This window comes from Kitasatospora sp. NPDC057542 (assembly GCF_042801945.1).
Lineage (GTDB): Bacteria > Actinomycetota > Actinomycetes > Streptomycetales > Streptomycetaceae > Kitasatospora.
Genome location: NZ_JBHVFE010000005.1, coordinates 1 through 22,329, shown reverse-complemented (window position 1 = coordinate 22,329; position 22,329 = coordinate 1). Strand labels below are relative to the sequence as shown.

Below are 22,329 nucleotides of genomic sequence, written 5' to 3'. Positions count from 1 at the left end.
CAGCGGGTCGTGCCGATGCGCCGCCTGGGCCCGGCTGGTACCACGGACCGTCAGGACCGTCAGAGCCGCTCAGGCACCGGGTTGCCGACGGCCTCGATGGCACGGCGGACCGGGACCTTCAGCAGCACGGCGAAGCCGATGACGAAGAAGACCAGCAGCGAGATGATCGCCGAGCGGTAGCTGCCGGTGATCTGGTAGGCGAGGCCGAAGACGAGCGGGCCCATCCAGCTGGTGCCGCGGTCGCTGACCTTGTAGAAGCTGAAGTACTCGGCCTCCTTGCCGGGCGGGATGAGGTGGGAGAACAGGGAGCGGGAGAGTGCCTGGCTGCCGCCGAGCACCAGGCCGATCATGCAGGCCAGGACGTAGAACCAGGCGGGCTGGTGGGCGGGCATGAAGTAGCCGAGGGCCAGGGTGACGACCCAGCCGACCAGGGAGCCGAGGATGGTCCGCTTGGCGCCGTACCGGTGGGCTATCCGGCCGAGCAGCAGGGCGCCGCCGATCGCCACGACCTGGACCAGGAGTACGGCGGTGACCAGCGAGGTCTGGTCCATGCCGAGTTCCTCGCTGCCGTAGAGCGAGGCCTGGGAGACGACGGTCTGGATGCCGTCGTTGTAGCAGAGGAAGGCGGCGAGGTAGAGCAGGGTGAGCGGGTGCTCGCGCATGCCGCGCAGGGTGCGGGCGAGTTCGCGCAGGCTGCCGGCGGCGGGCTCGCCGTCCCTGGTCCGGTCCGCGGCGCGGCTGGGGGCGATGCCGGCCCGGGAGGGCAGCCGCAGCATGGGGACGATGGTGAACAGCGCCCACCACAGCCCGGCCGAGGCCAGGCAGATCCGCACGGCGGTGCCGGAGTCCAGGCCGAACGCGTCGTGGCCCTGGAACAGCGCCAGGTTGGCGATCAGCAGCAGTCCGCCGCCCGCGTAGCCGTAGGCCCAGCCCTTCGAGGAGACCTTGTCGCGCTCGTCGGGGGAGGCCAGGCCGGGCAGGTAGGCGTAGGAGAGCGCGACCGAGACCGCGTACGAGATGTTGGCGACCACCAGCAGCGCGCCGCCGAGCAGGTAGCGGTCGCCGTCGAGGAAGAACATCCCCATGGTGGCGAGCGAGCCGACGTACGCGAAGCCGCACATCAGCTCCTTGTGCCGGCCGGTGCGGTCGGCGACGGTGCCGGTCAGCAGCATCACCGCGACCGAGAGCAGCACGGAGAAGGAGACCGTGTACGGGAAGAACGATCCTGCGCGGATCGACAGGCCGAGCGGGTGCACGTCACCGGCCGCGTCGGCGGCGTCCTTGGCGACGCTGGTCAGGTACGGGCCGAGGAACACCGTCAGCACGGTGGCCGAGAAGGCGGCGTTGGCCCAGTCGTTGATGTACCAGCCGAACTGCATCCGGCGCAGCGACCGTCCGTCGTCGGTGGCGGCCGTGGGGTCGGTCGGTGGGTCGTCCGGCAGGTGTGTCGCCGAGTTCGTGCTGCTCATGGGGTTCCCATCACCGTGCTGGAGCCGTTACTGCCGTCCGTCCAGCAGCCGCGCTCGCCGAGGACGTCCCGCAGGACGTCGATGCGATCGGCCATGATGCCATCCACACCCAGGTCGAGGAGAGCCCTGATCCGTGTGGGATCGTCCACAGTCCAGACGTGCACCTGGAGACCGAGCCGGTGGGCGGTGCGGACGAAGGCCCGGTCGACGACCCGGACGCCCCGGTGCCGCTCCGGCACCTGCGCGCAGAGCCCGGCGAACGGCGTTCCCGGGCGCCGGGACAGCGGCCCCGGAGCGGACGTCGGCAGGAACGATTCGGCCAGCGAGCGCAGCCGCAGCCGGGCCACCTCGCGCGGGCCGAGCGAGGTGGCCAGCCGCGGGCCGGCGGCGGCGCGGACGGCGGCGAGCCGGGTGTCGGAGAAGCCGCCGACGCAGACCCGGTCCCAGGCGTCGGTCCGGCGGATCGCCTCGACCAGCGGCCCGACGGCCGGCGCGGCCTTGACGTCGATGTTGAAGCGGGCCCCGGGGAACGCGCCGAGCAGGTCCTCCAGCAGCGGCACGGGCTCCGTCCCGCCGATCCGGGCCCGCCTGACGGCCTCCCAGGGCAGCTCCGCCACCGCCCCGGTGCGATCGGTGACCCGGTCGAGGCGCGAGTCGTGGAAGGCCACCAGCACGCCGTCGGCGGTCGCGTGCACGTCCGTCTCCAGGTAGCGGTAGCCGAGCGCGACGGCGGCCTCGAAGGCGGCGAGCGAGTTCTCGGGGCGCCCGAGGGCACCGCCCCGGTGCGCGAAGGCGAGCGGCCCGGGATGGTCGAGGAAGGGGTGCATGTGGTGCTCCGAGCTGCGGGGAGAGGGAGGCCCGACGGGCCCGCGAGGCCGGGGTCCGCGGGCGTACCAGCGCGTTACAGTATTACGCACCCTGTCAAGCAGTAACGTCTTGCGAGGGGGTGGGCCCTATGCGCGCGGGTCGACCTGGACGACGGCGTGCCGCCCGTCGGTGCGCCACGGCGTCCCGGTTCCGTCGAGCCGGGCGACGGTGGCGGCGTCGAGGCCGACGATCACGTCCGACTTCAGCGTCCGCAGCGCCGCGACGGCCGAGGGGAAGTGCCCCACCGCCTCGGCGAACGGCGTGGTCGGGGGCCAGAGCCGGTCACCGACCAGGCGGCGGTAGTTGAGGTCCCCCTTGACGATCGTCAGCGCCGCACCGGCGAACTCGGCCCGCAGATCGGCGGGCAGGTCGTGGAACGGCAGCGGGGCGCAGAAGAACGGATGCGTCCGGACCACGAGTTCACCCCCGCCCAGCGCCCGCCACAGCCGCCCGCCGACCGCCCCGGCGGCCGGGGAGGATGCGGTGCGAAGGCGCCCGAGCGCGGCGAGGACGTCGGCCATCGTCGCGTCCGACACGAAGTACGGCTGCGGCTTCACGTACAGCACGACCCGTGCCGCCAGACCGTGGGCCAGCAGATGGTCGATCAGCACCAGGTCCGGCAGCAGCTCCCGGCCCGCGTTGTCCGCGACGACGCAGACCGGTCCGCCCGTGCTCCCGGCCCGCTCCAGCGCGGCTCGCAGCAGCGCACCGTCGTCGGCGGCCAGGTCGGAGGCCGTCGCCCCCTGCGCCCCCGCGGTGATCCGGAAGCTGAGGTCAGCCCGGTTGCCCCACAGCGCGGAGGACACCAGCGCCTTTGCCCGGCGGTCCTCCGGCAGCCCGTCGAGCCCGTCCAGCGCGGCCAGCTCCTCGTCCACCGCCGGCCCGCCCAGCTCGGCGGCCTTGAACGGTGCGAACGGATCGACGCCCTGCCAGACACCGGGCCGGAAGTACCCGGTGGCCTCCAGCAGCCGCCGGTAGAAGTAGCTCTCCGCCCACAGGAACGGCGCCTCGGCCCACGGCCTGCCCCACAGGCCCTCGCCCCAGGCCAGCCACCGCGTCCCGTCCGGAGCGTCCGCCCCCAGCGGCTCCAGCACCCCGGTGGTGCTCTCCACCAGCAGCCGCTCGACCGCCGCCCGCTCGCGCGGCCCGTACGGCAGCGCGTCGAGCACCTGCCGGACGAGCTTCGGGTGGCGCTCGTGGAACACCCCGTGGGCGAAGGACCCGCGGACGCCGCTGCGGATCACCGGCGCCGCGTTCGACGGGCCCGGCGCGCGAGACGGGTTCGGGCTCGACGGGTTCGGCTGCCACGCGCTCGGCTTCGACACGATGGGGGCTCGTCTCTCTCGTCCTCGGCGGTCGGCGGACCCTGCCGCCGACCGTCTGCCGGAGCCGCCGGCACGGCCGAGTCTAGATCGCGCCGCTCCTCAGCCGCCCGCTCCACCACGGACGTCCCGGCGCAGGCCGAGGATCTCCGCGACGGCGTCCAGCCAGCGGGCGAGCAGCTGGTCGCCGTCGACGGTGGTGACGGTGGTGGCCGCCGAGCCCAGCCAGTCGCGGGCGAGCCGGGCCGGCTCCGTTCCGGGCAGCGGTTCGGCGAGGTCCGCGGCGTAGCGGGCACCGCCGCTGCGCACCACCTCGGCCAGGAAGGCGAGCGACCGGGGGAGTACCCCGAGGCGGTCGGCGGCCAGCGCCGCCGCGACGGCGCCCTCACCGAACAGTGCGGCCCGGTGCGGGCCGGCGAAGGCCAGGCCGTAGCGGAGCATGGCGGACACGTCGAGCTGCCGCAGCTCGTCGTCGGTCCTGGGGCGGAAGCGGTCCTCGGGGCTCATCGGACCGTCACCGTGTAGGTGTTGCGCACGACCGGTTTCCTGTTCTCGTCGCTGGGGGTGGGGAGGTTGCAGTAGCCGCGGAAGCAGTTGAGGAGGGTGACGGCGGTGGTCCCGCGGCCCTTGGCCTCGAAGGTGTAGAAGCGGGTGCCGCCGACACCGTCCGAGGTCTTCGACTCCTCCGGGAGCTCCAGTTTCTCGTCGACCGCGGCCGCGACCGCGGCGTCCGGTTTCGGGTCCACGACGCTCCAGCGGTCGCCGGCCGAGGTGTTGTCCCGGACGGCGATCGTGAACCGCTCGCCGACGGCGAGGCTGACCGAGCGCTCCTCCGCGCCGAGCACCCGGCCGCGGTCGGGCCCGTCCTGCCCACAGGCCGTCAGGCCGGCCGCCAGGACGGCCGCCAGCGCCACCGCCCGGACCGGCCTCCTCGTGGACATCCGTACCACCCCGGTCACTTCGGCAGGTGGACGGCGTAGGCGGTGGGCAGCCGGTTGTCGGAGGCCCCGTCCATGTGGCCGTTGACGAAGTCGTCCTCGCTGACCCAGGTGGTGGTGCCCCACGGGTTGTAGATCTGCAGCATGTTGCCCTCCTGGCCGACGATCATCATGGCGTGGCCCGACCGCTTGCCGTCCTTGTCGTAGCCTTCCACCCCGACCGGCACCGGCTTGCCGTCGGCGACCGCCTTCTCGATGTCCGGCAGGAGCTCGCGCCGGGCGTCGGAGTCCGGCATCTTCTTGTAGTCGAAGTCGGCGCCGGTGTGCGGGCTGACCTCCTTCTCCAGCACCTTCTCCTTGCCGTCCGCTCCCATGCCGTCCCAGTCCTTGCCGCCGTCGCCCTCCTGGTGCACCCGGTGCTGCTCGGCCAGCAGCCGCTGCTGGAACGCCGCCGGGTCGTCCTCCTGGCCGGACGGGCCGCCGGTCAGGTCCAGCGCGTAGAGCGGGTCGACCATCGCCCGGGCGGTGACGGTGGAGGAGGCGACGCAGGTGCCCTCGGTGTCCGCCTGCTGCCAGCGGGCGCCGTCGAAGGTCACCGGGTCGGTGTTCCTGTTGGAGCCGTCGTCGTTGACCCCGCCGCTGGAGGTGTCCTCGTCCTCGGTGTGGACGGGCGTCAGGTGCGTCCGGAGCCACTCCGGGTCCTTGCCGTGGATCTTGCCCTGGAAGGCGCGGATCTCGTCCAGATTGTGACCGGCCGCCAGCGCCTTCATCAGATAGGCCCGCTCCTGCGGGGACTTGGAGTCGGCGAGCAGCTTCTCGAAGTCCGCCCGGTCCTTGTCGTTCATCTTGTCCAGGTACTCGCCGGACCGCTTCATGTCGTTGGCGGTCAACAGCTCGTTCAGTTCGGTCGGACCGTCCGGACCGGAGGTCTCGGCCAGCACGAGCTTGTCGGCGGCGGTGACCCCGTTGGTCTTCATCCTGCCCGCCCGGGCCTCGGAGGCCAGCTTGTTCAGGTCACGGGCCGCCGCCCGGGCCGCCTCGTCGGCGTGCTTGGCGGCGTTCAGCATCGCGTCGACCTGGGGCACGGCTGCCTGCTGTGCCTTCTTGCGCGCCGCCTCCTCGTCGTCGCCCTCGAACCAGTCGTCGAACCAGCCGTCCTCGCTGCCCAGCGAGTTCAGCACCTGCTGGAGCGCGGACCTCGCGGCGCCGTCCTGGCCCTGGGCGGTGCGCAGCGCGTCCGCGAGGTGGAGCAGGGCTATCCCGCCGTTGTGGAGCGATGTGGTCTGCTGGTCGACGGCGCGGGCGGCGGCGGCCACCACCTCGGCGGCCTTGGCACCCGTCGAACCGGTCCAGACGTCCGGCAGCCCGGAGGTGGCGACCGCCAGGACGTCCTGGTGGAGCTGGTTGGAGTCGGCGGCCGCGTTCTTGTAGCGGTTGCCGGTGGCCTCGATGGTGCCCGGGTCCCCGACCGGTGCGTGGACCGCGAGCGCGCCCCTGATCGCGGAGATCAGCTCGTTCTTGCTGTCCGCCTCGCGGACGTCCTTCAGCCGGTCGCTCAGCGCCTTGCAGCGCTGCGTGGTGGATTCGCCTGCCATGGCGGCTCGTTCGCCCCCTGTTCCCGTTGCCCGTGGTGTCGTTCCTGCTGCTGCTCGCCGGCCGCTCGTCAGCTGCTCGGCTGCTCATCCGTAAGGCTGCTCGCCTGCCGGGACTTCGTCTGCCCCGCTCCTGCCTGCCGGGACTTCCGTCTGCCCCGCTCCCGCCCGCCGGGCCTCAGCCGAAGGGCCGGTACCCGCCGCTGCCCGAGGCCGCCGCGAGGTCCTTCACCACGGCGCCGTCAGCCGACTGGTAGCCGGCGGAGGAACCCCGCACCTTGCCCGCCAGCTCGCTCAGCGCGCTCTTGATCGTCGCGGTCTCCGCCTGCCAGGCGGTGCTGAAGTTCCGGTACGCCGGATCGACGTCCTCGCCCCCGAACACGTCCGGGGTGTAGCACACCGGATCGCTGATCGCTGTCCCGATCGTCCCCTCGTCCCCGGACGCCTTGTCCAGCGCCTTCGCCTGTCCCTCGGCCCCGCCGGCCTGGATCGCGTACCCCGACCCCTGCGCCATGGTTCACCCCTCGTGCGTCCCCCGAGCCGTCCGCGCGACGGCGTCCGAGCACCATACGGGCGCTCCGGTGCCTGGGCAATTCCTATCGCGCCTGGTCGGAGGGCTGTTGCAGACTCATGACACACCGTCCACCGCACGGTGACGGCAGGACGCCGACGCGCCGCGAAGCGGTCAGCCGGGTGTGGTGGAGGGGGCCCTGCGGGGGGCGTGACGGTGGTCAGCCGGTGGATCCGGGCCGTCAGGAGACCGGTGCGCAGGGTGGGCGAGTGCGCGGTTTCGTCGGACGTCGTGAAGACTCCCGGCTACTGGATGCTCCGGCGGTGCGGGTGGCGAGGGTCGGCGGGGCAGGCGAAGACGTTGAGTTCGCCCCAGCGGCCGACGGTGACCTCGGTCGGCGTGGAGGCGTCGTGGAGGTCCGCCGACGCCTGGTCCTCCAACGGCCGCCAACTGCCGCTGCCGCCGTCCCACTCCGAACTGTCGATGGTCAGCAGCAGGTGCATCGGGGTCGCGCAGCTGTGGCAGTCCATCGGGGCCGGGTCGGTGCTGTGCCAGGAGGCGAAGCCGCCGACGCGCCAGCCGGGAGGGATGGACAGGTCGTACTGGTAGAGCGGCGGGCCGGCGTCCTCCCCGTCCTCCCCGTCCCCCTCGGCCTCCTCCTCCCGGGCCTCCTCCCAGGCGCCGATGCGGGCGCACAGGTCCTCCGGGAGGAGGCCGGCGAACGGGTAGGTGGTCACCTGCTCGGGGTGCAGCACGCAGGGCTCGGGCACGTACCCGTCGAAGCCGACGACCTCCGGCCGTGGGGGCGACGCCAGGACCTCGGTGACCTCCCACGAGCGGCGCCAGCGGAGGTCGAGCAGCATGCCCGTGCGGCCCGGGCCGTGGGCGTCGAAGGGGCACCAGAACACCTGGAGCAGGTCGCAGTCGTCCGGCCCGGCCGGCAGGTCGGGGATGTCCCGCCGGTAGAACTGCGCGAGGCCGATCAGCGGCAACGGGTCGTCCGCGGACGCGCCTTCGACGCGGTGGCGGCGGCCGAGCTCGTCGAGCAGCTGCCGTTCCCCGTCCGTCGGACCGGGGTCCTGCTCGCGGTTCCAGGCCGCCGCCAGGACCTCCCGGGAGCGGTGGATGTCCGCAGGGCGCCGGCCGCGGGCATGCGGGTGGGGGTCGGTGCAGACCGGCCAGGGCTCGTCCGAGGGCCACAGCAGCGGGCCGCCGACGGAGCTGGCCGAGGCGTCCGGCCGTCCCGGGCGCGGGTGGAGCCGGGTGGTGGTGCCCCGATGCCGGGCCAGCTCGGGGAAGAGCGCCTCGATGTCGAGCGGGCGTGGGGGTGTGGTTCTCGGCATGGCACCGACCTTAGGGAGTGACTGACGGGCGCCGTGCGCCGGGGTTCCCATTCGGAGAGCGGGACGCCACCGTCCGGTCAGCGCGGCGCCGGTGTCCTGCCGGCGGTGACAGTGCCGTGCCTGCGTCCTGTCCGTGTCCTGCAAGTGGCCTGCCCCACGCTGGTGTTGAAAGAGCGAAACTCGTGGGAGGTCACCATGTCGAACAGCATCCGACCGCACTCCGGCACCCGCACCACCTCCGTCCTGGTCTCCGGCGCCGGGATAGCCGGCACCGCCCTCGCCTACTGGCTGAACCGCTACGGCTTCCGCGTCACGGTCGTGGAGCGGGCCCCCTCGCTGCGTGCCGGCGGGCAGGCCGTGGACATCCGCGGCACTGCCCTGACGGTGGTCGAGCGGATGGGTCTGCTGGAGGAGGTCCGAGCCCGCCGGACCGGTCTGCGCGGGATGTCGGTGGTCGACGCGGACGGCCACGAGCTGCGCCGCACCACCGAGTGGACGGCCAGCGGCGGGCCGGTCGGCGGCCCGGACGTGGAGATCCTGCGCGACGAGCTCGCCGAGCTGATCGCCGGAGCGGAGAAGAACGGCACACCCGCCGGGCCCGGCGTCGAGTACCGCTTCGACGACGCGATCGACACCCTGGTGCAGCACCCGCAGGGCGTGGAGGTCAGGTTCCGCAGCGCCACCGAGCGGTCCTTCGACCTGGTCGTCGGCGCCGACGGCCTGCACTCGAACACCCGCCGCCTGGTCTTCGGCCCCGAAACGGACTACCTGAACCCGATCGGCACCTACCTCGCCGTCTGGAGCGCGCCCAACCACCTCGGCCTCGACCGTTGGGAGGTCGCCCACCAGGCCGGCGACGACCCCGACTGGTTCTGCATGGCGATGACCGTCCGCGACAACAGTGAACTGCGCGTCTTCGTCGGCTTCCACACCGACGAGCCGCTCGACCGCATGCTCCCGCGCGACCCCGCCCGGCAGCGCCGGTTGGTGGCCGAGCGCTCCGCCCGTGCGCGCTGGGAGCTGCCGCGCTTCCTCCAGGCGATGTGGGAGACCGACGCCTTCCACTACGACGTCATCGCCCAGATCCGGATGGATCGCTGGTCCGAGGACCGCGTCGTCCTGCTCGGCGATGCCGGCTACTGCTGTTCCCCGGCCACCGGTCAGGGCACCAGCGTGGCCCTGACCGCCGCCTACGTCCTGGCGGGTGAACTGCACGCGGCCGACGGCGACCACCACACGGCCTACCCCGCCTACGAGCGGCGGCTGCGCGACCACGTGGCCGCCAACCAGGCGATCCTCAAGCTGACCGGGGACCGGAAGGCCCGGTCCGAGAGCGTCGCGAACCTCGGACAGACCGACCCGAAGCTGGAGGCGGCCTTCCAGGCGGCGCTCGCCTTCGACCTGCCGGACTACTGACCGGGAAGGCGCCCGGTGCCGGCCCGTGCCCGGGCGACCGGGTACGGGCCGTCCCGTGCCGCTCTACCGGGCGGCGGCCGGGGAGAGCTCCGCGGCGAGCCGGCGCAGCTCGGGGCCGTACTCGGGGTTGGCGAGCGCGGCGGCGAACTGGGCGCGCAGGTAGGCGGCGGGGTTGCCGGTGTCGTACCAGGTGCCGTCGATGACCTGCCCGTAGACCGCGCGCCGGGCCGCGTAGGCGTTGATGGCGTCGGTCAGGTAGACCTCGTCCTCGGGCTTCTCGTGCCACCGGAGGGTCAGTTCGCGCAGCTCGTCGACGATGCCGGGGGTGATGACGTAGCCGCCGATCGCCGCGTACGCGGAGGGCGCGTCGGCCGGCTTCGGCTTCTCGACCAGGCCGGTGATCCGCAGCGAGCCTCCGCCGAGGTCCTCCTTCACCACCGGCACGCCGTAGCGGTAGGAGTCCTCGGGCGCCATCGGCATCAGCGCGAGCACCGGCGCGTTGGTCTGCTCGTACGCCCGGATCAGCTGCTGCGCGCGGGGGACCTCCGCCACGAAGACGTCGTCCGGCCAGAGCACCAGGCAGGGCTCGTCGCCGAAGTGGCGGGCGGCGTTGAGCACCGGGGTGCCGTTGCCGTACGGGCCGTGCTGGTAGAGGTAGCTGATGTGGCCCTTGCGGGACAGTTCGCCGACCTCCTCGACCGCGTCCGCGAACGCCGCCTTGCCGTCCCGGCGCAGTTGCTCGACCAGGACGGGGTTGGGACGGAAGTGCTCCTGGATCAGGCCCTTGTCGCCGTTCACGACGATGGTGATGTCGGTGATGCCGCTCTCGATCAGCTCACGCACGGTGTGTTCGATCACCGGCTTGTCGCCGACCGGCAGCATCTCCTTCGGCGTGGCCTTGGTCAGCGGCAGGAGGCGGGAGCCGAGCCCGGCGGCGGGGATGACGGCTCGGCGGATCGTCCTGGGGGCCATGTGACCCTCTCTCGTTTCGTCGGTGGTGCAGCGCCGTGGTGACGCGGCGTCACGGTCGACGCTATCAGGGACCGGCGTCCCGTTAAGTGGACGGTCGGCGTACGGAAACCGGCCTCCCGGCAGCCGTCCGGTTGCACCCGTCGGCTACGGGCGGGCCATCTCGAACTCCGGTACGGCGCGCGGTTTCTCGGCGTCGCGCTCCCGGGTTCCGGCGGTCGGTCGCCTGCCTTCGCTCGCCCGGCCGTCGGGTGGCGCGACGGAGCGGGGCGGGAAATCCGTGGGAGATTCTCCGTCGGAGGACGTCAAGACCGCGGCGCCCGCACCGACACCCGGCCGAAGGCGGCCCCGCCGGGGCCGCACACCCGAGGAGGACGAGATGAAGTTCCTGATCAGCCTGCACATCAACCCGGCCGTGCTGGACGCCCTGACCGACGAGGAGAAGGCGGCGATCGGCGCCGGACACGGCCGGTTCATCGAGGATCTGAAGGAGTCCGGCGAGCTGATCCTCACCCAGGCGCTGGTCGACCCGTCGCAGGCCGCCGTGGTGACCGTGCGCAACGGCCAGCCGGTGGTGACCGACGGACCGTTCCTGGAGGCCAAGGAGTTCCTGGGCGGCTTCTACCTGATCGACTGCGAGGACAGGCAGCGCGCGATCGAACTGGCCGCCCGCATCCCGGACACCGCGATCGAGGGCCTGGGCGTCGAAGTGCGACAGGTGATGTTCTCCGACGGACACTTGGAGGCATGACAGCACCGGACTTCGAGGACCTGCTGCGTGGGCTCACGCCGCAGGTCCTCGGCACGTTGGTACGACGGTACGGCCGCTTCGAGGGGTGCGAGGACGCGGTGCAGGAGGCCGTCCTCGCCGCCGCCGTGCAGTGGCCCTCCGAGGGGGTGCCGGACAACCCGCGCGGCTGGCTGGTGACGGTCGCCTCGCGGCGACTGATCGACCAGGTGCGCGGTGACAGCGCGCGACGCGAGCGGGAGCGGGCGACGGCGGCCGCCCAAGTGGTGCCGGAGGAGGTGCCGGACACCGACGACACGCTGCTCCTGCTGTTCCTGTGCTGCCACCCGGCGCTGACCGCCGCCTCGCAGACGGCCCTGACGCTGCGCGCGGTCGGCGGGCTGACCACGGCCGAGATCGCCCGCGCGTTCCTGGTGCCGGAGGCGACGATGGCGGCCCGGATCAGCCGGGCCAAGCAGCGGATCAGGGCCGCCGGCGGTTCGTTCGAGCTGCCCGGTGGGTCCCTGTCGGAGGGCGGGATACCGGCGGACGAGCGCGAGGAACGGCTGCGGGTCGTCCTGCACGTGCTCTACCTGATATTCAACGAGGGCTACACCGCCTCCTCGGGCGGGGAGCTGCACCGCCTCGATCTCGCCCGCGAGGCGATCCGGCTCACCCGGATGGTGCGGGCACAGCTGCCGGAGGACGGCGAGGTGGCCGGGCTGCTCGCGTTGATGCTGCTGACCCATGCCCGCCGCGCGGCCAGGACGACGGCCTCCGGTGACCTGGTCCCGCTGGCCGCGCAGGACCGCACGGTGTGGGACCGCGCGCTGATCGAGGAGGGAACGGCGCTGGTCAAGGAGGCGCTGGCCGGTCCGGAGCTCGGCCCGTACCGGCTCCAGGCCGCGATCGCCGCCACCCACGCCGACGCGGCCTCCGCCGGGGACACCGACTGGCGGCAGGTGTACGCGCTGTACCTGATCCTGGAGCGGATCGCGCCCAACCCGATGGTCACCCTCAACCGGGCCGTCGCCCTCGCCGAGACCGAGGGCCCGGAGACCGGCCTGGCCCTCCTCGCCACCCTGGACGCCGACACCCGGATGGCCGGCCACCACCGGCTGCTGTCCGTCCGGGCGCACCTGCTGGAGCGGGCCGGCGACACGGCCGGGGCGTACGAGTACTACCGGCGCGCCGCCCGGGCCACCGCGAGCCTCGCGGAGCGCCGGTACCTGGAGGCACGGGCGGGCCGGGTGCGTCCGGCCCGGTGAGGCTGCTCCCCGCCTCCGACCTCTCGGAGCCCGGTCCTGTCCGTCGCGGCCCGGTCCCGGTCCTCGGTGTCCGATCGTGCTCAGAGTCCGACTGCGTCGGCCGTCTGCTCGGTGGTCCAGGCGAAGAAGTCGTCCGCCGGGTCGATCGACCCGACCAGGTGGCCGTGCAGTTCAAAGCCGATCAGGCCGATCAACTGCACCCAGGCTCCGATGCTCCGGGCGAGGACGTGCGGCGGCAGGCCGAGGGCGAAGTCCGCGGTGAGCCGGGTGAGCTGCTCGGGCAGGGCGCCCTGCGGCGGCGGGCCGGGCGGGGTGGGCCGGAGCTCGGCGTCGCGGACCACGCCGAGGAGGGCGAGCGGCAGCCGGGCGGCGGGCTCGACGGTGCTCCGGGGTGCCGCGTAGCCCGGTACGGGGGTGCCGAAGACCAGCGAGAACTCGTGCGGGTTGGCCCGGGCCCAGTCACGGGTGGCGGTCCACAGGGCCCGCCAGCGGTCCCGTGACGTACCCGCTCCGGTGGCGGCGAGAACGCGGTCCGCGGCGTCGCCGAGTTCGTTGTAGGCGTCGATGATCAGCGCGGTCAGCAGCTCGTCGCGGCTGGCGAAGTAGCGGTACAGCGCGGAGGAGGCCATGCCCAGCTCGCGGGCGACGGCGCGCAGCGACAGCTGCTGGGCGCCCGCGGAGGCGAGTTGGCGGCGGGCCTCCTGCTTGATCTCGCGGGTGAGTTCCTCGCGGGCCCGTTCGCGGGCGGTCCGGATCGCTGGCATGGGGACAGCCTGCCACAGGTCGGAGCGCTGCACACGAGTGAGAGCACTGCTCTTGTCTCATCGGCCCGCCGGTGCCATGCTGGAGGCGCCGAAGAGAGAGCAGTGCTCTCGAAAAGAAGCAGTAATCACGGAATCGAGGAGCCCCGATGTCCCGCGCCGAGCACCTGCCCAGCCCGACCACCCGTCTGCTGATGCCGACCACCCGCCTCGGCATCGCCACCGGAAAGCTGCTCAACGGCATGGTCGCCGCCCTCACCAAGGCCGGCGTCAGCCTCTGGGGCTCCCGGGTGCTGGCCGTCCGCGGCCGCAAGAGCGGCGAGTGGCGCACCACCCCCGTCAACCTGCTGACCCACGAGGGCGAGCGCTACCTGGTCGCACCGCGCGGCCACACCCAGTGGGTCCGCAACCTCCGGGCGGCCGGCACCGGCGAACTCCGGGTCGGCCGCCGCACCGAGGTCTTCCGCGCCACCGAACTCCCGGACGCCGACAAGTCCGAGGTGCTCCGCGCCTACCTGCGCCGCTGGAAGTGGGAGGTCGGCTACTTCTTCGAGGGGATCGGCCCGGACGCCCCGGCCGAGGACCTGCTCCGGGTCGCCCCCGGCTACCCCGTCTTCCGCATCACGGGCAGCTGAGCATCCGTACCGGACGGGGGAATCGTGCCGCAGCGCCGGGCCCTTCTTGCTCCCGACTCGTTGCCCATGGCGGCAGACCACCCGCGGACGACCACCGGAGGTTCCCCATGGCCGACGAGCCCGAGGCGACGGACGGGCCCCGGATCCCCCCGTACCGCAGCTACACCTGGGAGGGTGAGGGCGACGCCGTTCACGTCGTCCTCTACCCGGGCGAGGAGGAGGCCGACGAGGAGCGCAAGGCCGCGTTCCGCGCCATGGGCGCCCGGCAGTCGGCCGACCTGATCGCCGACCGGGAGGCGGAGCACACCCCGCCCTTCCCCGGCCTGCGGAACCTCCGCCTGACCCACGGCGAAGGTACCGGCTGAGCCGCACGCACGAACGGGCGGCTGTCGCGAAGCCCCCGAAAGCGGCCTGACGGCACCCGCCGCCAGGAGTCGGTGACGCCGGATCAGGAGGCCGAACGATAGAGCCGACCATGCCCGAGCGCGGCCAGGCCTTTGGTCCGGACAGTCGGCCGTTCCCGGTGTGCACCGCCGAACTTGCCACTGGCTGGACGTACTTGTCCTGGCCGCCGCCCCCGCGCACGCGCCCCGGCGCGCACGCGGGCGGTCCGCGCCGGATTCTCGCCCTCCGCATTGCGTGGCCCCTGCCGCAGGGTGTAAATACCCGTTACTTTGTAACTGACCATCAGGAAGTCGGGAGGGGACGTTGACACTGGATCTGCGCCGTCAAGGGTCCGTCGAGGAGGACATGGTCTTCTTCGCGATGCCGTACGACGAGAAGCCGCTGCCGGACGGCCGGTTGGAGAACTTCGACGACCTGTACCAGGGCTACTTCGCGGAGTGGGCTGAGAAGTGGGACATGCGCGCCGAGCGCGCCGACAAGGTTCCGGGCACCACCGAGAGCGCGTTGGACGTCGCCTGGTCTGGGATCGACCGGGCGGGGATCGTGGTCGTCGACCTGTCCGTTCCGTCGACCTCCGTGGCCATGGAACTGGCCTGGGCGCTGTGTCTGCGGAAACGGGTGGTGGTGATCGCACACAAGGGGGCCGAGGTGCCCACCAATGTTCGAGGCCAGTTCCGCGTCGTGTGGTACGTGTGGAACACCAGGGGCCTGATGGACCTGAAGGACAGCCTGCAAACGGAGGTTGAGGCCCTGCGTCGACAGCGGCGCGTGCCGGAGATGGACCTGCGGCCCTACACGCCGGAGGACCGTCAGCGGGCCAGGGCCAGGGTCGAGGAGGTCTGCGAGGACCACATCCGCGTCCGCGACGTTCGCAATCCGCGCCGGATCGCGGAGATGCACAAACGGGACGTCAGCTATCAGATGGACATCCCTGACCACATGTCGACGAGGTTCTTCGTCGGCAGGGAGGTCGACGGCTTCTTCGTGTACCGGGACAATACCCTCGTCTTCACGCAGCAGGAGGGTGAGGACCCCTGGGACGAGTGGGAGCGCACGTACCAGCGCAGCGCCAGGTTCACCGCGCGGGTGTACGAGCTGAACAACAAGGGCGTCTGGGTGGAGCTGCCCGGCGGCGGCCGCTCCCGGCTGCGGGAGCACGAGGCGACGGGGCTGAAGCAGAACGACGAGGTTCCCGTCGTCATCCGGCGGGTCGACCGGATGCGGCAGCGTATCGAGATCGCGGCCGCGCACCCGCAGCCGGCTGTCATCTCCGCCCCTGTTGTCCCGCCCCAGGCCCCGTCCATGGACGAGTACCCCCGGGTCGGGGACCGGCAGGGGGCCACCGTGGTTCGTCCCTTCGAGTCGTACCTGCTCGTGAGGCTGGACGGCTACCCGGACTTGCCCACGCTGGCCCTGCTGCACGCGCGGAGGATGTCGCCCTTGCTGCGCGGGGAACTGGAGGCCGGCCGGCTGACGGAGGGACGGCGGGTCCTGGTCGTCGTCGACGACGTCAGGCCGTCCCGCAGCAAGCCGGGATTGTTCGACATCCGGGTGAGCGAAGTCGAGGGCGAACTCGCGTCGGAAGGCGGGACGGTGGCGGAGGTGCCCGCGTGGTGATGCCCGGCCAGGTGTCGCCTATCACCCCGACCGCGCTCGACGCGAGGCTGTGGAACAGCCGGGTCGGCGTGCAGGACTACGGTTCGGCGGGCGAGAAGTACCAGGCGGCCGTCCTGGAGCAGTACAAGCTGTATGTGGAGATGGCGGACCGGATCAGCGCCCGCCGGAGCCTGACCAACACCTTCTTCCTGACCGTCAATGCGGCCCTGCTGGCGGCGGTCGGCGCGGTCCGGGGCAGCGTCCTGCACGGGCTGCCGACCTGGGGGCTGGTGGTGGCTGGCCTGGTGGCGATGGGGCAGTGCGTGGCCTGGATCCTCCTCATCGCCTCCTACCGGCAGCTCAACCGGGCCAAGTACCGGGTCATCGGCGCACTGGAAGAGCGACTGCCGGCCCGCGCGTACGATGCCGAGTGGGTGGAACTCGGGGATGGGAAGACGATCAGGCAGTACCTTCCGCTCACGCTGGTGGAGCTGTGGATCCCGGTGCTGTTCCTGCTGTTCTACGTCACCGCCGGGGTCGTGGCGGTGACCCTGGCCTGACGGCGGGGCCACGCGGGGCCGGGCCACGACATGTCCGGCCCCGAGGTCGGTACCATACGACGCATTCGAACGTGCGATCGTCGAGGCCTGGGAAGAGCGGGAAGATGAACACGCTGACGCGGCGCGACCGGCTCCGCCTCCAGATGTCGGAGGACGTGCGGGCCGTCGCACGGGACATCATCGCGACGCACGGGGTGGACGCCCTGAGCCTCGCCGAGATCGCGCGGCGGGTGCAGGTCACCCCGGCGGCGCTCTACCGGCACTTCGAGAACCTGGCGGACATTGTCCGGCACACGGCCCGCGACATCGTCGCCCACCTCGCGTTCGAACTCCAGGCGGCGGTCGACGCGGAGCCCGAGACCGACTTTGCGGCCCGGCTGATCGCCCCCACCCGGTCCTTCCGCCGCTGGGCGCTCGCCCACCGCGAGGAGTTCAACCTGCTGTTCGGCACACCGACGGCCGCTGCGGCGGATGCCCAGACGGACATGACCAGCGACTGGGTCCGCCGGCTCTCCGAAGTCTGGGGCCCGGTGTTCGTGCAGCTCTGGAACGCCCGCCCCTATCCGGTGCTGGCCGACGATGAACTCGAGCCGCTGTTGCGGCAACAGATGGCGGCGTACCGCGCGGCGACCGGGGTGGAGATGCCGCTCGGTGCGGTGGTCGTGATGCTCTCCTGCTGGCGTTCGATCTACGGCCAGGTGGCGCTGGAGGTCTTCGCTCACTTCGCACCCCTGATCGTCGACCAGGAGCCGATGTTCGAGATGCTGATGCGGGATCTGATGGACCGGATGGGCCTGGGGGCGGACTACCGGCCGCCGACCACGGCGAAGGCGTAGGTCGGCGGCCGTCCTCGGTCCGGGTTGGTGGCCGTCGGCCGCCGGCTCAGCCCTTGCCGCCCGCTTTCAGCACCTGGGCCGCGGCCACGCCCGCCGCGCTGAAGCCGTGCCCGCCGCCCTCGACCTCGGCGGCGACAGCGAGGTCGCCGCGGTAGGCGATGAACCAGCTGTTGTTGGCCTGGCCACCCGCCTCGACGGTGCCGGTCTTGGCGCCGATCTGGCCGGACAGGCCGGCCATCGGGGTACGGGCGGTGCCCTGGGTGGCGGTCTTGGCCATCATGGCGCGCAGGTCCCGGGCGACGTCGGCGGGGAGCTTGTCGGGTGCCGTCACGCGCTTGGCGTCCTCGCGCAGCACGGGCTGACGGAACGTCCCGTTCTGCACGGTGGCGGCGACCGAGGCCATCAGCAGCGAGTTGACCTGGATCTGCCCCTGGCCGATGTACTGGGCCGCGGCCTCGTCCTTGTTCCCGGGGGCCGGGATGGTGCCGTCCCGGCTGGGGATGCCGATGTGCCACTCCAGACCGAGGCCGAACTGCTCCCGGGCCACCCGGCCGAGGGCGCCGGGCTGGAGCTTCTCCAGGCCCTTGTCGATGAAGCCGGTGTTGCAGGAGTGGGTGAAGTCGTCGGTGAGGGTGTAGGACGGGAAGTCGCCGCGCTCGTCGTTGTGCCAGGCGCGCGGGGAGTAGGTGGTGTCCTTGCAGGGCACCACGGTGTCCGGGCTCACCCCGGCCTGCAGCAGGGCGGCCGAGGTGATCACCTTCATCGTCGAGCCGGGCGGCTGGCCGCCCGCGACCGCGCGGTTGAACCCGCCCTGCGGGGCGTTCGCGATCGCCAGGATGTGGCCGGTGCTCGGCTGGATGGCCACCAGTGAGGCCGGATTGCCGTTCGCCGACTGCTGCTTGACCGCGTCCTCGGCGACCTGCTGGAGGTCGGCGTCCAGGGTGAGCTTGACCTGCGGGGCGCTCGGCGGGGTCAGCACGAACAGCTGCTCCGGCTTGCCACCGCTGCCGTCCGAGAGCACCACGGCCCGTCCGGTGACGGCGTCGGCGCCGTCCGGCGGGGCGATCTGGGGCAGGACGGCGCGCAGCGACGGGAAGGTGTCGAGCGGCCGGCCCTTGCGGTCGGTGGGCTTGGACACCGGGTTGGGCATCGCCTTCACCCCGATGCTCCTGCCCGGGGTGAGCTGGGGATGGATCACGGACGGCTTCCAGCGCACCACGGCCCGCCCGTCCTGGGAGCGGACGAAACTCAGTACGCTGTCGTACTCCCAGGCGTCCGGGGTGCCCTCGAACTCCGCCTTCACCCGGAAGCCGAGGGCCGGCTCGCTCGGGCCGTCGGCCGGCGCGCGGCCCGTCCCGGTCAGGGCGAGCGAGCGGGCGCCCACCTGCTCGTGGAACGTGGTCAGCGCGGCGCGGGCGGACTCCGGGCGGTCCGTCAGGCCGGCCGCGGCCGTGATGTCGCCGCGGCTCCAGGCCGCCAGGAATTCCTTGGCCGCCGACTCGGCCTGTTCGGCGGTCGGCGGGTCCTGTGGCGCCTTCGCCACGGTGCCGGAGCCCTGGTGGCCGCTGGAGGGGCCGTTGTCCGTCACGGCGTTCATCACGTTGTAGGCGCCGTAGCCGCCGACCGCCAGCAGGGCGGCGAACACCCCGCCGGCCGCCACCATCACGACCCGGCGCGTGGTCGAGCCGCGCGGGGCCTCGTCGTCGTCCTCGCCGTCCTCGTCGTAGGCGTCGTACGCGCTGTCGTCGTCGGCGAGTTCGTCGTACTCCCGGTGGGCACCGTAGCCGTCGTGCCCGGGGAGCCCGTCCTGTTGGAGGAACCCGTCCTGCCCGTCGTGTCCGCGGTCCGCGTCGCGCTGGTCGTACTCGTCGTACCTGTCGTTCTTCCGTTCTCCGGACATGGCCCCGTCCCCCCTGCGATCCATCGTGTGCGGCGGGCTCGCCCCCTCAGGCATGCCGGCCCGCCGGCCCGACGATCGGACGAAAGTCCGTTCGGGCGCGGATCAGCCTATGCCGAGACGAGTGGTCGGTCGACAGTGGGACAGCCCGCAACCGGACGGCACCACACCCGGCGCCGCACCGCGAAAGGCCTCAGCCCAGCACGGCCGGCGTCGGCCCGTCCGGCCGCACGGTGATGCTGTACGCCGCCCCCGTCGGTCGCGACCGGAACGCCAACGGCCCCATCGGCAGAAGGAGGTCCAGCAGCGCCGTGGTCTCGCGCAGCGCGAACTGGGTGCCCAGGCAGGCGCGGGCGCCGAGGCCGAACGGGACGTAGGCGCCGAGCTGCCCGGGGCGGTCCGCGCCGGGGGCGAAGCGGGCGGGGTCGAAGCGTTCCGGGTCGGGCCACAGCGCCGGGTCGCGGTGGGTGAGGTACGGGCAGACCAGCACGTCCGTCCCGGCGACGATGCGGTGCCCCGCGATGACGTCGTCCTCGACGGCGTGCCGGGGGAGCAGCCAGGCGGAGGGGTAGAGCCGCAGCGTCTCGCTCACCAGCGCCTGCGGATCGGCCGTCCGGGCCCCGGGGTGGCGGTCGAGCAGCAGGAAGAGCCAGGTGAGCGTGGTGGCCGTGGTCTCGTGGCCGGCGACGAGCAGGGTGACCAGCTCGTCGCGGATCAGCCGGTCGGTGTACTCGGGGTACTGCTCGCCCGCCTCGATCAGCACCCGGAGCACGCCGGGCTCCTCGGCCGGGCCGGCCGAGCGCGCCGCGTCGATGGCCGCGTGCGCCACCGCGTCGATCCGGGCCAGGTCCCCGGCGACCGCGTCCCGGGCGTCCGCCGCGTTGGTCGGCAGTGTCGGCATCGCAGCCACCACCCGTTCCACCGAGCGGAGTTCGTGATCCGTCCGGTCGTCCATCGGCAGTCCGGTGAGCGCCCGCCAGACGGTGTCCAGGGCGAAGCCGCGCATCTCCTCGCCGACGTCGAAGGTCTCCCCGCTGCGGCGGTACCCCTCCCAGCGCTCGGCGGTGCGGCGCGCCGCCGCGGCGATCCGCCGCTCGTAGCGGCGCATCCCGGTGCCGGTGAACTGCGACTGCAGCAGCCGCCGTTGACGCTTCCAGGCGTCGCCGGTGGCGGACAGCACGCCGTCCCCGACCAGCATCCGGGCGCGGTGCGAGCGCTTGACGTACCGGTCCGGGTGGCGGCCCAGGACGTGCTGCACGGCGGCCGGGTCGGTGACCAGGACGGTCGGCGTCGGGCCGAGGCGGAAGGCGGCGACGCCGCCGACGCCGCGCTGCGTCCGGGCCAGCAGGTCGACGAGCTCGGCCTCCTCGGCCCGCCACTGCTCGACGGCCTCGGCGGCCAGCTCCGGTACCGGGCGGGTGTCCGTGCTCACGGGTCGGGTCCTTCCGGTCTGCTGACGGTTCGTCCGTTCCGGTCCGACTCTATGCCAGGGAGGCTCCCGTCCGGGTTGCCCCGAACGGATGGCGGGTCCGGCCGGGGGCGGCGCGGCGGCGCGCCGGGCCGTGGGCGCACGGCTACCGTGCGGCGGGGCCGAGCGGCCCCTGCTCGCTGAGCGGATGGGAGAACGCATGCCCGGGACCCGGCACTTCGGAGGCGGCAGGAACCGCCGAGTGGCCCGGTGGCCGGTGGCCGTCCTGCTCGTTCCGGCCCTCGCGGCCTGCGGCGGTGGCGGCGGCTCCGGGTCGGCCGGCGCCACCCAGGCCGGGCAGAACGGTCAGAACAGCGGATCGGGCCGGCCGGACGACCAGCGGACCAAGGACGAGGGCAACGAGGGCGGATTCCGGAACGCCGGCGAGCCCTCGGCGAACGTCCAGGGCAGCGACAACACCGCCTTGATCAGCCTGTCCTTCCCGTCGAGGACCAGCTTCCCGGCCACGATCAGCAAGGTCGCCGACTGCGGCAGCTCGGCGTACGCGAGCCCTCCCTGGAAGCAGGTCCAGGTGACCGACGGCACGACCGGTCAGGTCGAGTTCCAGCTCCCGCAGTGGAAGCCCGGGACCACGAGCCGGACCGTGTGCCTCACCGTGACGGCCGATGACTCCACCAAGCGGATCGAGGCCGCGGGTTCGGTGGACGTCATCAGCCCGGACAACGGCTCCACCCCCGGCAACGGCTCCACCCCCGGCAACGGACCGACGTCCTACGACGGAGGGACTCCCGGCGGCGGGTCCAGCCCGAACGGCGGCGTTTCCACCGGCGCCGGGAGCAACCCCTGAGCCCAGTCGAGGAGGAACCCCCGGGCGGGCCGACGCAGCCGCAGGCGCGCCCCTGGGGCGAGTGGATCGCCAAGCTCGCGACCTGGGCCGCCCCGACCACCCTCCTCGCCGCGCTGCTCTTCTTCTTCGGCTACGCCTACACCAGTTCGCTCTACGGCTACTTCGGCATCGACGCCGGCACGATGGGCTTCGTCACCCAGGACCTGCTGCTCCGCAGTTCCCCCGCGCTCTACGCCCCGGCCGGGGTCGCGCTGGTCGGCGCGTTGGTCGGCGCGCTGGTCTACCACCTCGCGACCAGGGTGGCCGGGGGAGGCGGGGGCGGCGCCCGGACGGTGCGGTGGGCCTGCCTGGCCGTCACCGTGGCGGCCGTCCCGCTGCTGGTGCTCGGCTTCCTGGCCGGCTTCGAGGCGTTCGACGCCGGCCCGATGGGCACCCCGCTCCTGATCGGCGGCGCGCTGCTGCTCGGGGTCCTGGCCCGGATGATGTACGTGCGCAGCACCGGCGCGCCGTACCCGCTGACCGGGGAGCGCGCCGCGCTGGGCATCAGCGTGACGATCATCGTGCTCTGCTCGTTCTGGGCGGTCGGCGGCTACGCCCAGTACAAGGGCACGGCCGACGCCGAGCAGCTGGCCCACCACCTCTACCGGCGTCCGGCGGTCGTCCTCGACACCCCGGAGCGCCTCCACCTGGGGTGGCCCGGGGTGCGCGAGACGGTGCTGCCCGACGTGGAGCAGGGGGCGCGGTTCCGCTACCGCTACGAGGGCCTGAGGCTGCTGGCCTACGCCGGCGGCCGGATGTTCCTGGTCCCGCACGACTGGACCTGGGAGGCGGGCAACGGGCTGATCGTCCCCTTCGACGACAACGTCCGGGTCGCCTTCCACCCCGGCTGAGGCCCCCGTGGTCCGGGTACACGGCTGCGCCGCGGTCCGTCCCCCTCGACC

At 72.8% G+C, this 22,329-nt stretch carries 22 protein-coding genes; 10 read left to right on the top strand and 12 right to left on the bottom strand.

What is annotated here, in order from left to right; genetic code table 11:
* Nucleotides 1-59: 59 nt before the first annotated feature.
* From ACFU7Y_RS01485 to ACFU7Y_RS01450, 8 genes are all read right to left on the bottom strand, one after another.
* The gene (locus tag ACFU7Y_RS01485) at nucleotides 60-1,469 is read right to left on the bottom strand and encodes an MFS transporter (protein ID WP_374119916.1); all 1,410 of its coding nucleotides are present in this window, start codon (nucleotides 1,467-1,469) and stop codon (nucleotides 60-62) included.
* A complete protein-coding gene (locus ACFU7Y_RS01480) occupies nucleotides 1,466-2,296 on the bottom strand; it encodes a glycerophosphodiester phosphodiesterase (RefSeq protein WP_380765958.1) in 831 nt (276 codons plus the stop codon). The genes ACFU7Y_RS01485 and ACFU7Y_RS01480 overlap by 4 nt, the downstream gene beginning before the upstream one ends.
* A gap of 126 nt (nucleotides 2,297-2,422) precedes the next feature.
* A complete protein-coding gene (locus ACFU7Y_RS01475) occupies nucleotides 2,423-3,580 on the bottom strand; it encodes a damage-control phosphatase ARMT1 family protein (protein ID WP_224278461.1) in 1,158 nt (385 codons plus the stop codon).
* Between the two features lie 180 nt (nucleotides 3,581-3,760).
* On the bottom strand, nucleotides 3,761-4,165 hold the full coding sequence (locus ACFU7Y_RS01470) for a hypothetical protein (RefSeq protein WP_224278460.1): 405 nt from the start codon (nucleotides 4,163-4,165) through the stop codon (nucleotides 3,761-3,763).
* Complete coding sequence (locus ACFU7Y_RS01465; protein ID WP_224278458.1) at nucleotides 4,162-4,599, bottom strand: protease inhibitor I42 family protein; 438 nt, start codon at nucleotides 4,597-4,599, stop codon at nucleotides 4,162-4,164. The genes ACFU7Y_RS01470 and ACFU7Y_RS01465 overlap by 4 nt, the downstream gene beginning before the upstream one ends.
* Before the next feature lie 14 nt (nucleotides 4,600-4,613).
* Nucleotides 4,614-6,191 (bottom strand): peptidoglycan-binding protein, encoded by a 1,578-nt coding sequence (locus ACFU7Y_RS01460; RefSeq protein WP_224278456.1) that lies wholly within the window; start codon nucleotides 6,189-6,191, stop codon nucleotides 4,614-4,616.
* A 175-nt stretch (nucleotides 6,192-6,366) separates the two neighbouring features.
* Complete coding sequence (locus tag ACFU7Y_RS01455) at nucleotides 6,367-6,702, bottom strand: hypothetical protein (protein ID WP_224278455.1); 336 nt, start codon at nucleotides 6,700-6,702, stop codon at nucleotides 6,367-6,369.
* 302 nt (nucleotides 6,703-7,004) lie between these two features.
* Nucleotides 7,005-8,042, bottom strand: a complete 1,038-nt coding sequence (locus tag ACFU7Y_RS01450) for a hypothetical protein (protein WP_380765955.1) — start codon at nucleotides 8,040-8,042, stop codon at nucleotides 7,005-7,007.
* A gap of 195 nt (nucleotides 8,043-8,237) precedes the next feature.
* Here ACFU7Y_RS01450 and ACFU7Y_RS01445 point away from each other — a divergent pair, with 195 nt between their 5' ends.
* The gene (locus ACFU7Y_RS01445) at nucleotides 8,238-9,458 is read left to right on the top strand and encodes an FAD-dependent monooxygenase (RefSeq protein ID WP_380765953.1); all 1,221 of its coding nucleotides are present in this window, start codon (nucleotides 8,238-8,240) and stop codon (nucleotides 9,456-9,458) included.
* Nucleotides 9,459-9,521: 63 nt separating this feature from the next.
* Here ACFU7Y_RS01445 and ACFU7Y_RS01440 read toward each other — a convergent pair whose 3' ends face one another.
* On the bottom strand, nucleotides 9,522-10,430 hold the full coding sequence (locus ACFU7Y_RS01440) for a UTP--glucose-1-phosphate uridylyltransferase (RefSeq protein WP_224278449.1): 909 nt from the start codon (nucleotides 10,428-10,430) through the stop codon (nucleotides 9,522-9,524).
* 376 nt (nucleotides 10,431-10,806) lie between these two features.
* Here ACFU7Y_RS01440 and ACFU7Y_RS01435 point away from each other — a divergent pair, with 376 nt between their 5' ends.
* Nucleotides 10,807-11,178, top strand: a complete 372-nt coding sequence (locus ACFU7Y_RS01435) for a YciI family protein (RefSeq protein ID WP_224278447.1) — start codon at nucleotides 10,807-10,809, stop codon at nucleotides 11,176-11,178.
* Entirely contained in the window at nucleotides 11,175-12,422 is a 1,248-nt protein-coding gene (locus ACFU7Y_RS01430) for an RNA polymerase sigma factor (protein ID WP_380765950.1), read from the top strand. The genes ACFU7Y_RS01435 and ACFU7Y_RS01430 overlap by 4 nt, the downstream gene beginning before the upstream one ends.
* A gap of 80 nt (nucleotides 12,423-12,502) precedes the next feature.
* On the opposite strand, the gene ACFU7Y_RS01425 is transcribed toward ACFU7Y_RS01430, so the two are convergent.
* Nucleotides 12,503-13,186 (bottom strand): TetR/AcrR family transcriptional regulator, encoded by a 684-nt coding sequence (locus tag ACFU7Y_RS01425; RefSeq protein ID WP_380765948.1) that lies wholly within the window; start codon nucleotides 13,184-13,186, stop codon nucleotides 12,503-12,505.
* A 191-nt stretch (nucleotides 13,187-13,377) separates the two neighbouring features.
* Here ACFU7Y_RS01425 and ACFU7Y_RS01420 point away from each other — a divergent pair, with 191 nt between their 5' ends.
* From ACFU7Y_RS01420 to ACFU7Y_RS01400, 5 genes are all read left to right on the top strand, one after another.
* Complete coding sequence (locus ACFU7Y_RS01420) at nucleotides 13,378-13,818, top strand: nitroreductase family deazaflavin-dependent oxidoreductase (protein WP_224278465.1); 441 nt, start codon at nucleotides 13,378-13,380, stop codon at nucleotides 13,816-13,818.
* 107 nt (nucleotides 13,819-13,925) lie between these two features.
* Nucleotides 13,926-14,183 carry a hypothetical protein gene (locus ACFU7Y_RS01415; RefSeq protein WP_380765947.1) on the top strand — a complete coding sequence of 86 codons (258 nt, stop codon included), beginning with the start codon at nucleotides 13,926-13,928 and terminating at the stop codon, nucleotides 14,181-14,183.
* A 343-nt stretch (nucleotides 14,184-14,526) separates the two neighbouring features.
* Complete coding sequence (locus ACFU7Y_RS01410) at nucleotides 14,527-15,840, top strand: hypothetical protein (RefSeq protein WP_224278439.1); 1,314 nt, start codon at nucleotides 14,527-14,529, stop codon at nucleotides 15,838-15,840.
* Nucleotides 15,840-16,379, top strand: a complete 540-nt coding sequence (locus ACFU7Y_RS01405) for a hypothetical protein (protein ID WP_224278463.1) — start codon at nucleotides 15,840-15,842, stop codon at nucleotides 16,377-16,379. The genes ACFU7Y_RS01410 and ACFU7Y_RS01405 overlap by 1 nt, the downstream gene beginning before the upstream one ends.
* A gap of 104 nt (nucleotides 16,380-16,483) precedes the next feature.
* The gene (locus tag ACFU7Y_RS01400; protein ID WP_380765945.1) at nucleotides 16,484-17,215 is read left to right on the top strand and encodes a TetR/AcrR family transcriptional regulator; all 732 of its coding nucleotides are present in this window, start codon (nucleotides 16,484-16,486) and stop codon (nucleotides 17,213-17,215) included.
* Between the two features lie 46 nt (nucleotides 17,216-17,261).
* On the opposite strand, the gene ACFU7Y_RS01395 is transcribed toward ACFU7Y_RS01400, so the two are convergent.
* Nucleotides 17,262-19,115: a penicillin-binding transpeptidase domain-containing protein gene (locus ACFU7Y_RS01395; RefSeq protein ID WP_380765943.1), complete on the bottom strand. Its 1,854-nt coding sequence runs from the start codon at nucleotides 19,113-19,115 to the stop codon at nucleotides 17,262-17,264.
* Nucleotides 19,116-19,305: 190 nt separating this feature from the next.
* Nucleotides 19,306-20,544 (bottom strand): cytochrome P450, encoded by a 1,239-nt coding sequence (locus ACFU7Y_RS01390; RefSeq protein ID WP_224278433.1) that lies wholly within the window; start codon nucleotides 20,542-20,544, stop codon nucleotides 19,306-19,308.
* 238 nt (nucleotides 20,545-20,782) lie between these two features.
* On the opposite strand from ACFU7Y_RS01390, the gene ACFU7Y_RS01385 reads away from it, so the two are divergent.
* Together ACFU7Y_RS01385 and ACFU7Y_RS01380 are read left to right on the top strand one after the other, a co-directional pair.
* On the top strand, nucleotides 20,783-21,388 hold the full coding sequence (locus ACFU7Y_RS01385; protein ID WP_224278431.1) for a hypothetical protein: 606 nt from the start codon (nucleotides 20,783-20,785) through the stop codon (nucleotides 21,386-21,388).
* Nucleotides 21,389-21,570: 182 nt separating this feature from the next.
* Nucleotides 21,571-22,278 carry a hypothetical protein gene (locus ACFU7Y_RS01380; RefSeq protein WP_380765942.1) on the top strand — a complete coding sequence of 236 codons (708 nt, stop codon included), beginning with the start codon at nucleotides 21,571-21,573 and terminating at the stop codon, nucleotides 22,276-22,278.
* The last annotated feature ends 51 nt before the right edge of the window (nucleotides 22,279-22,329 follow it).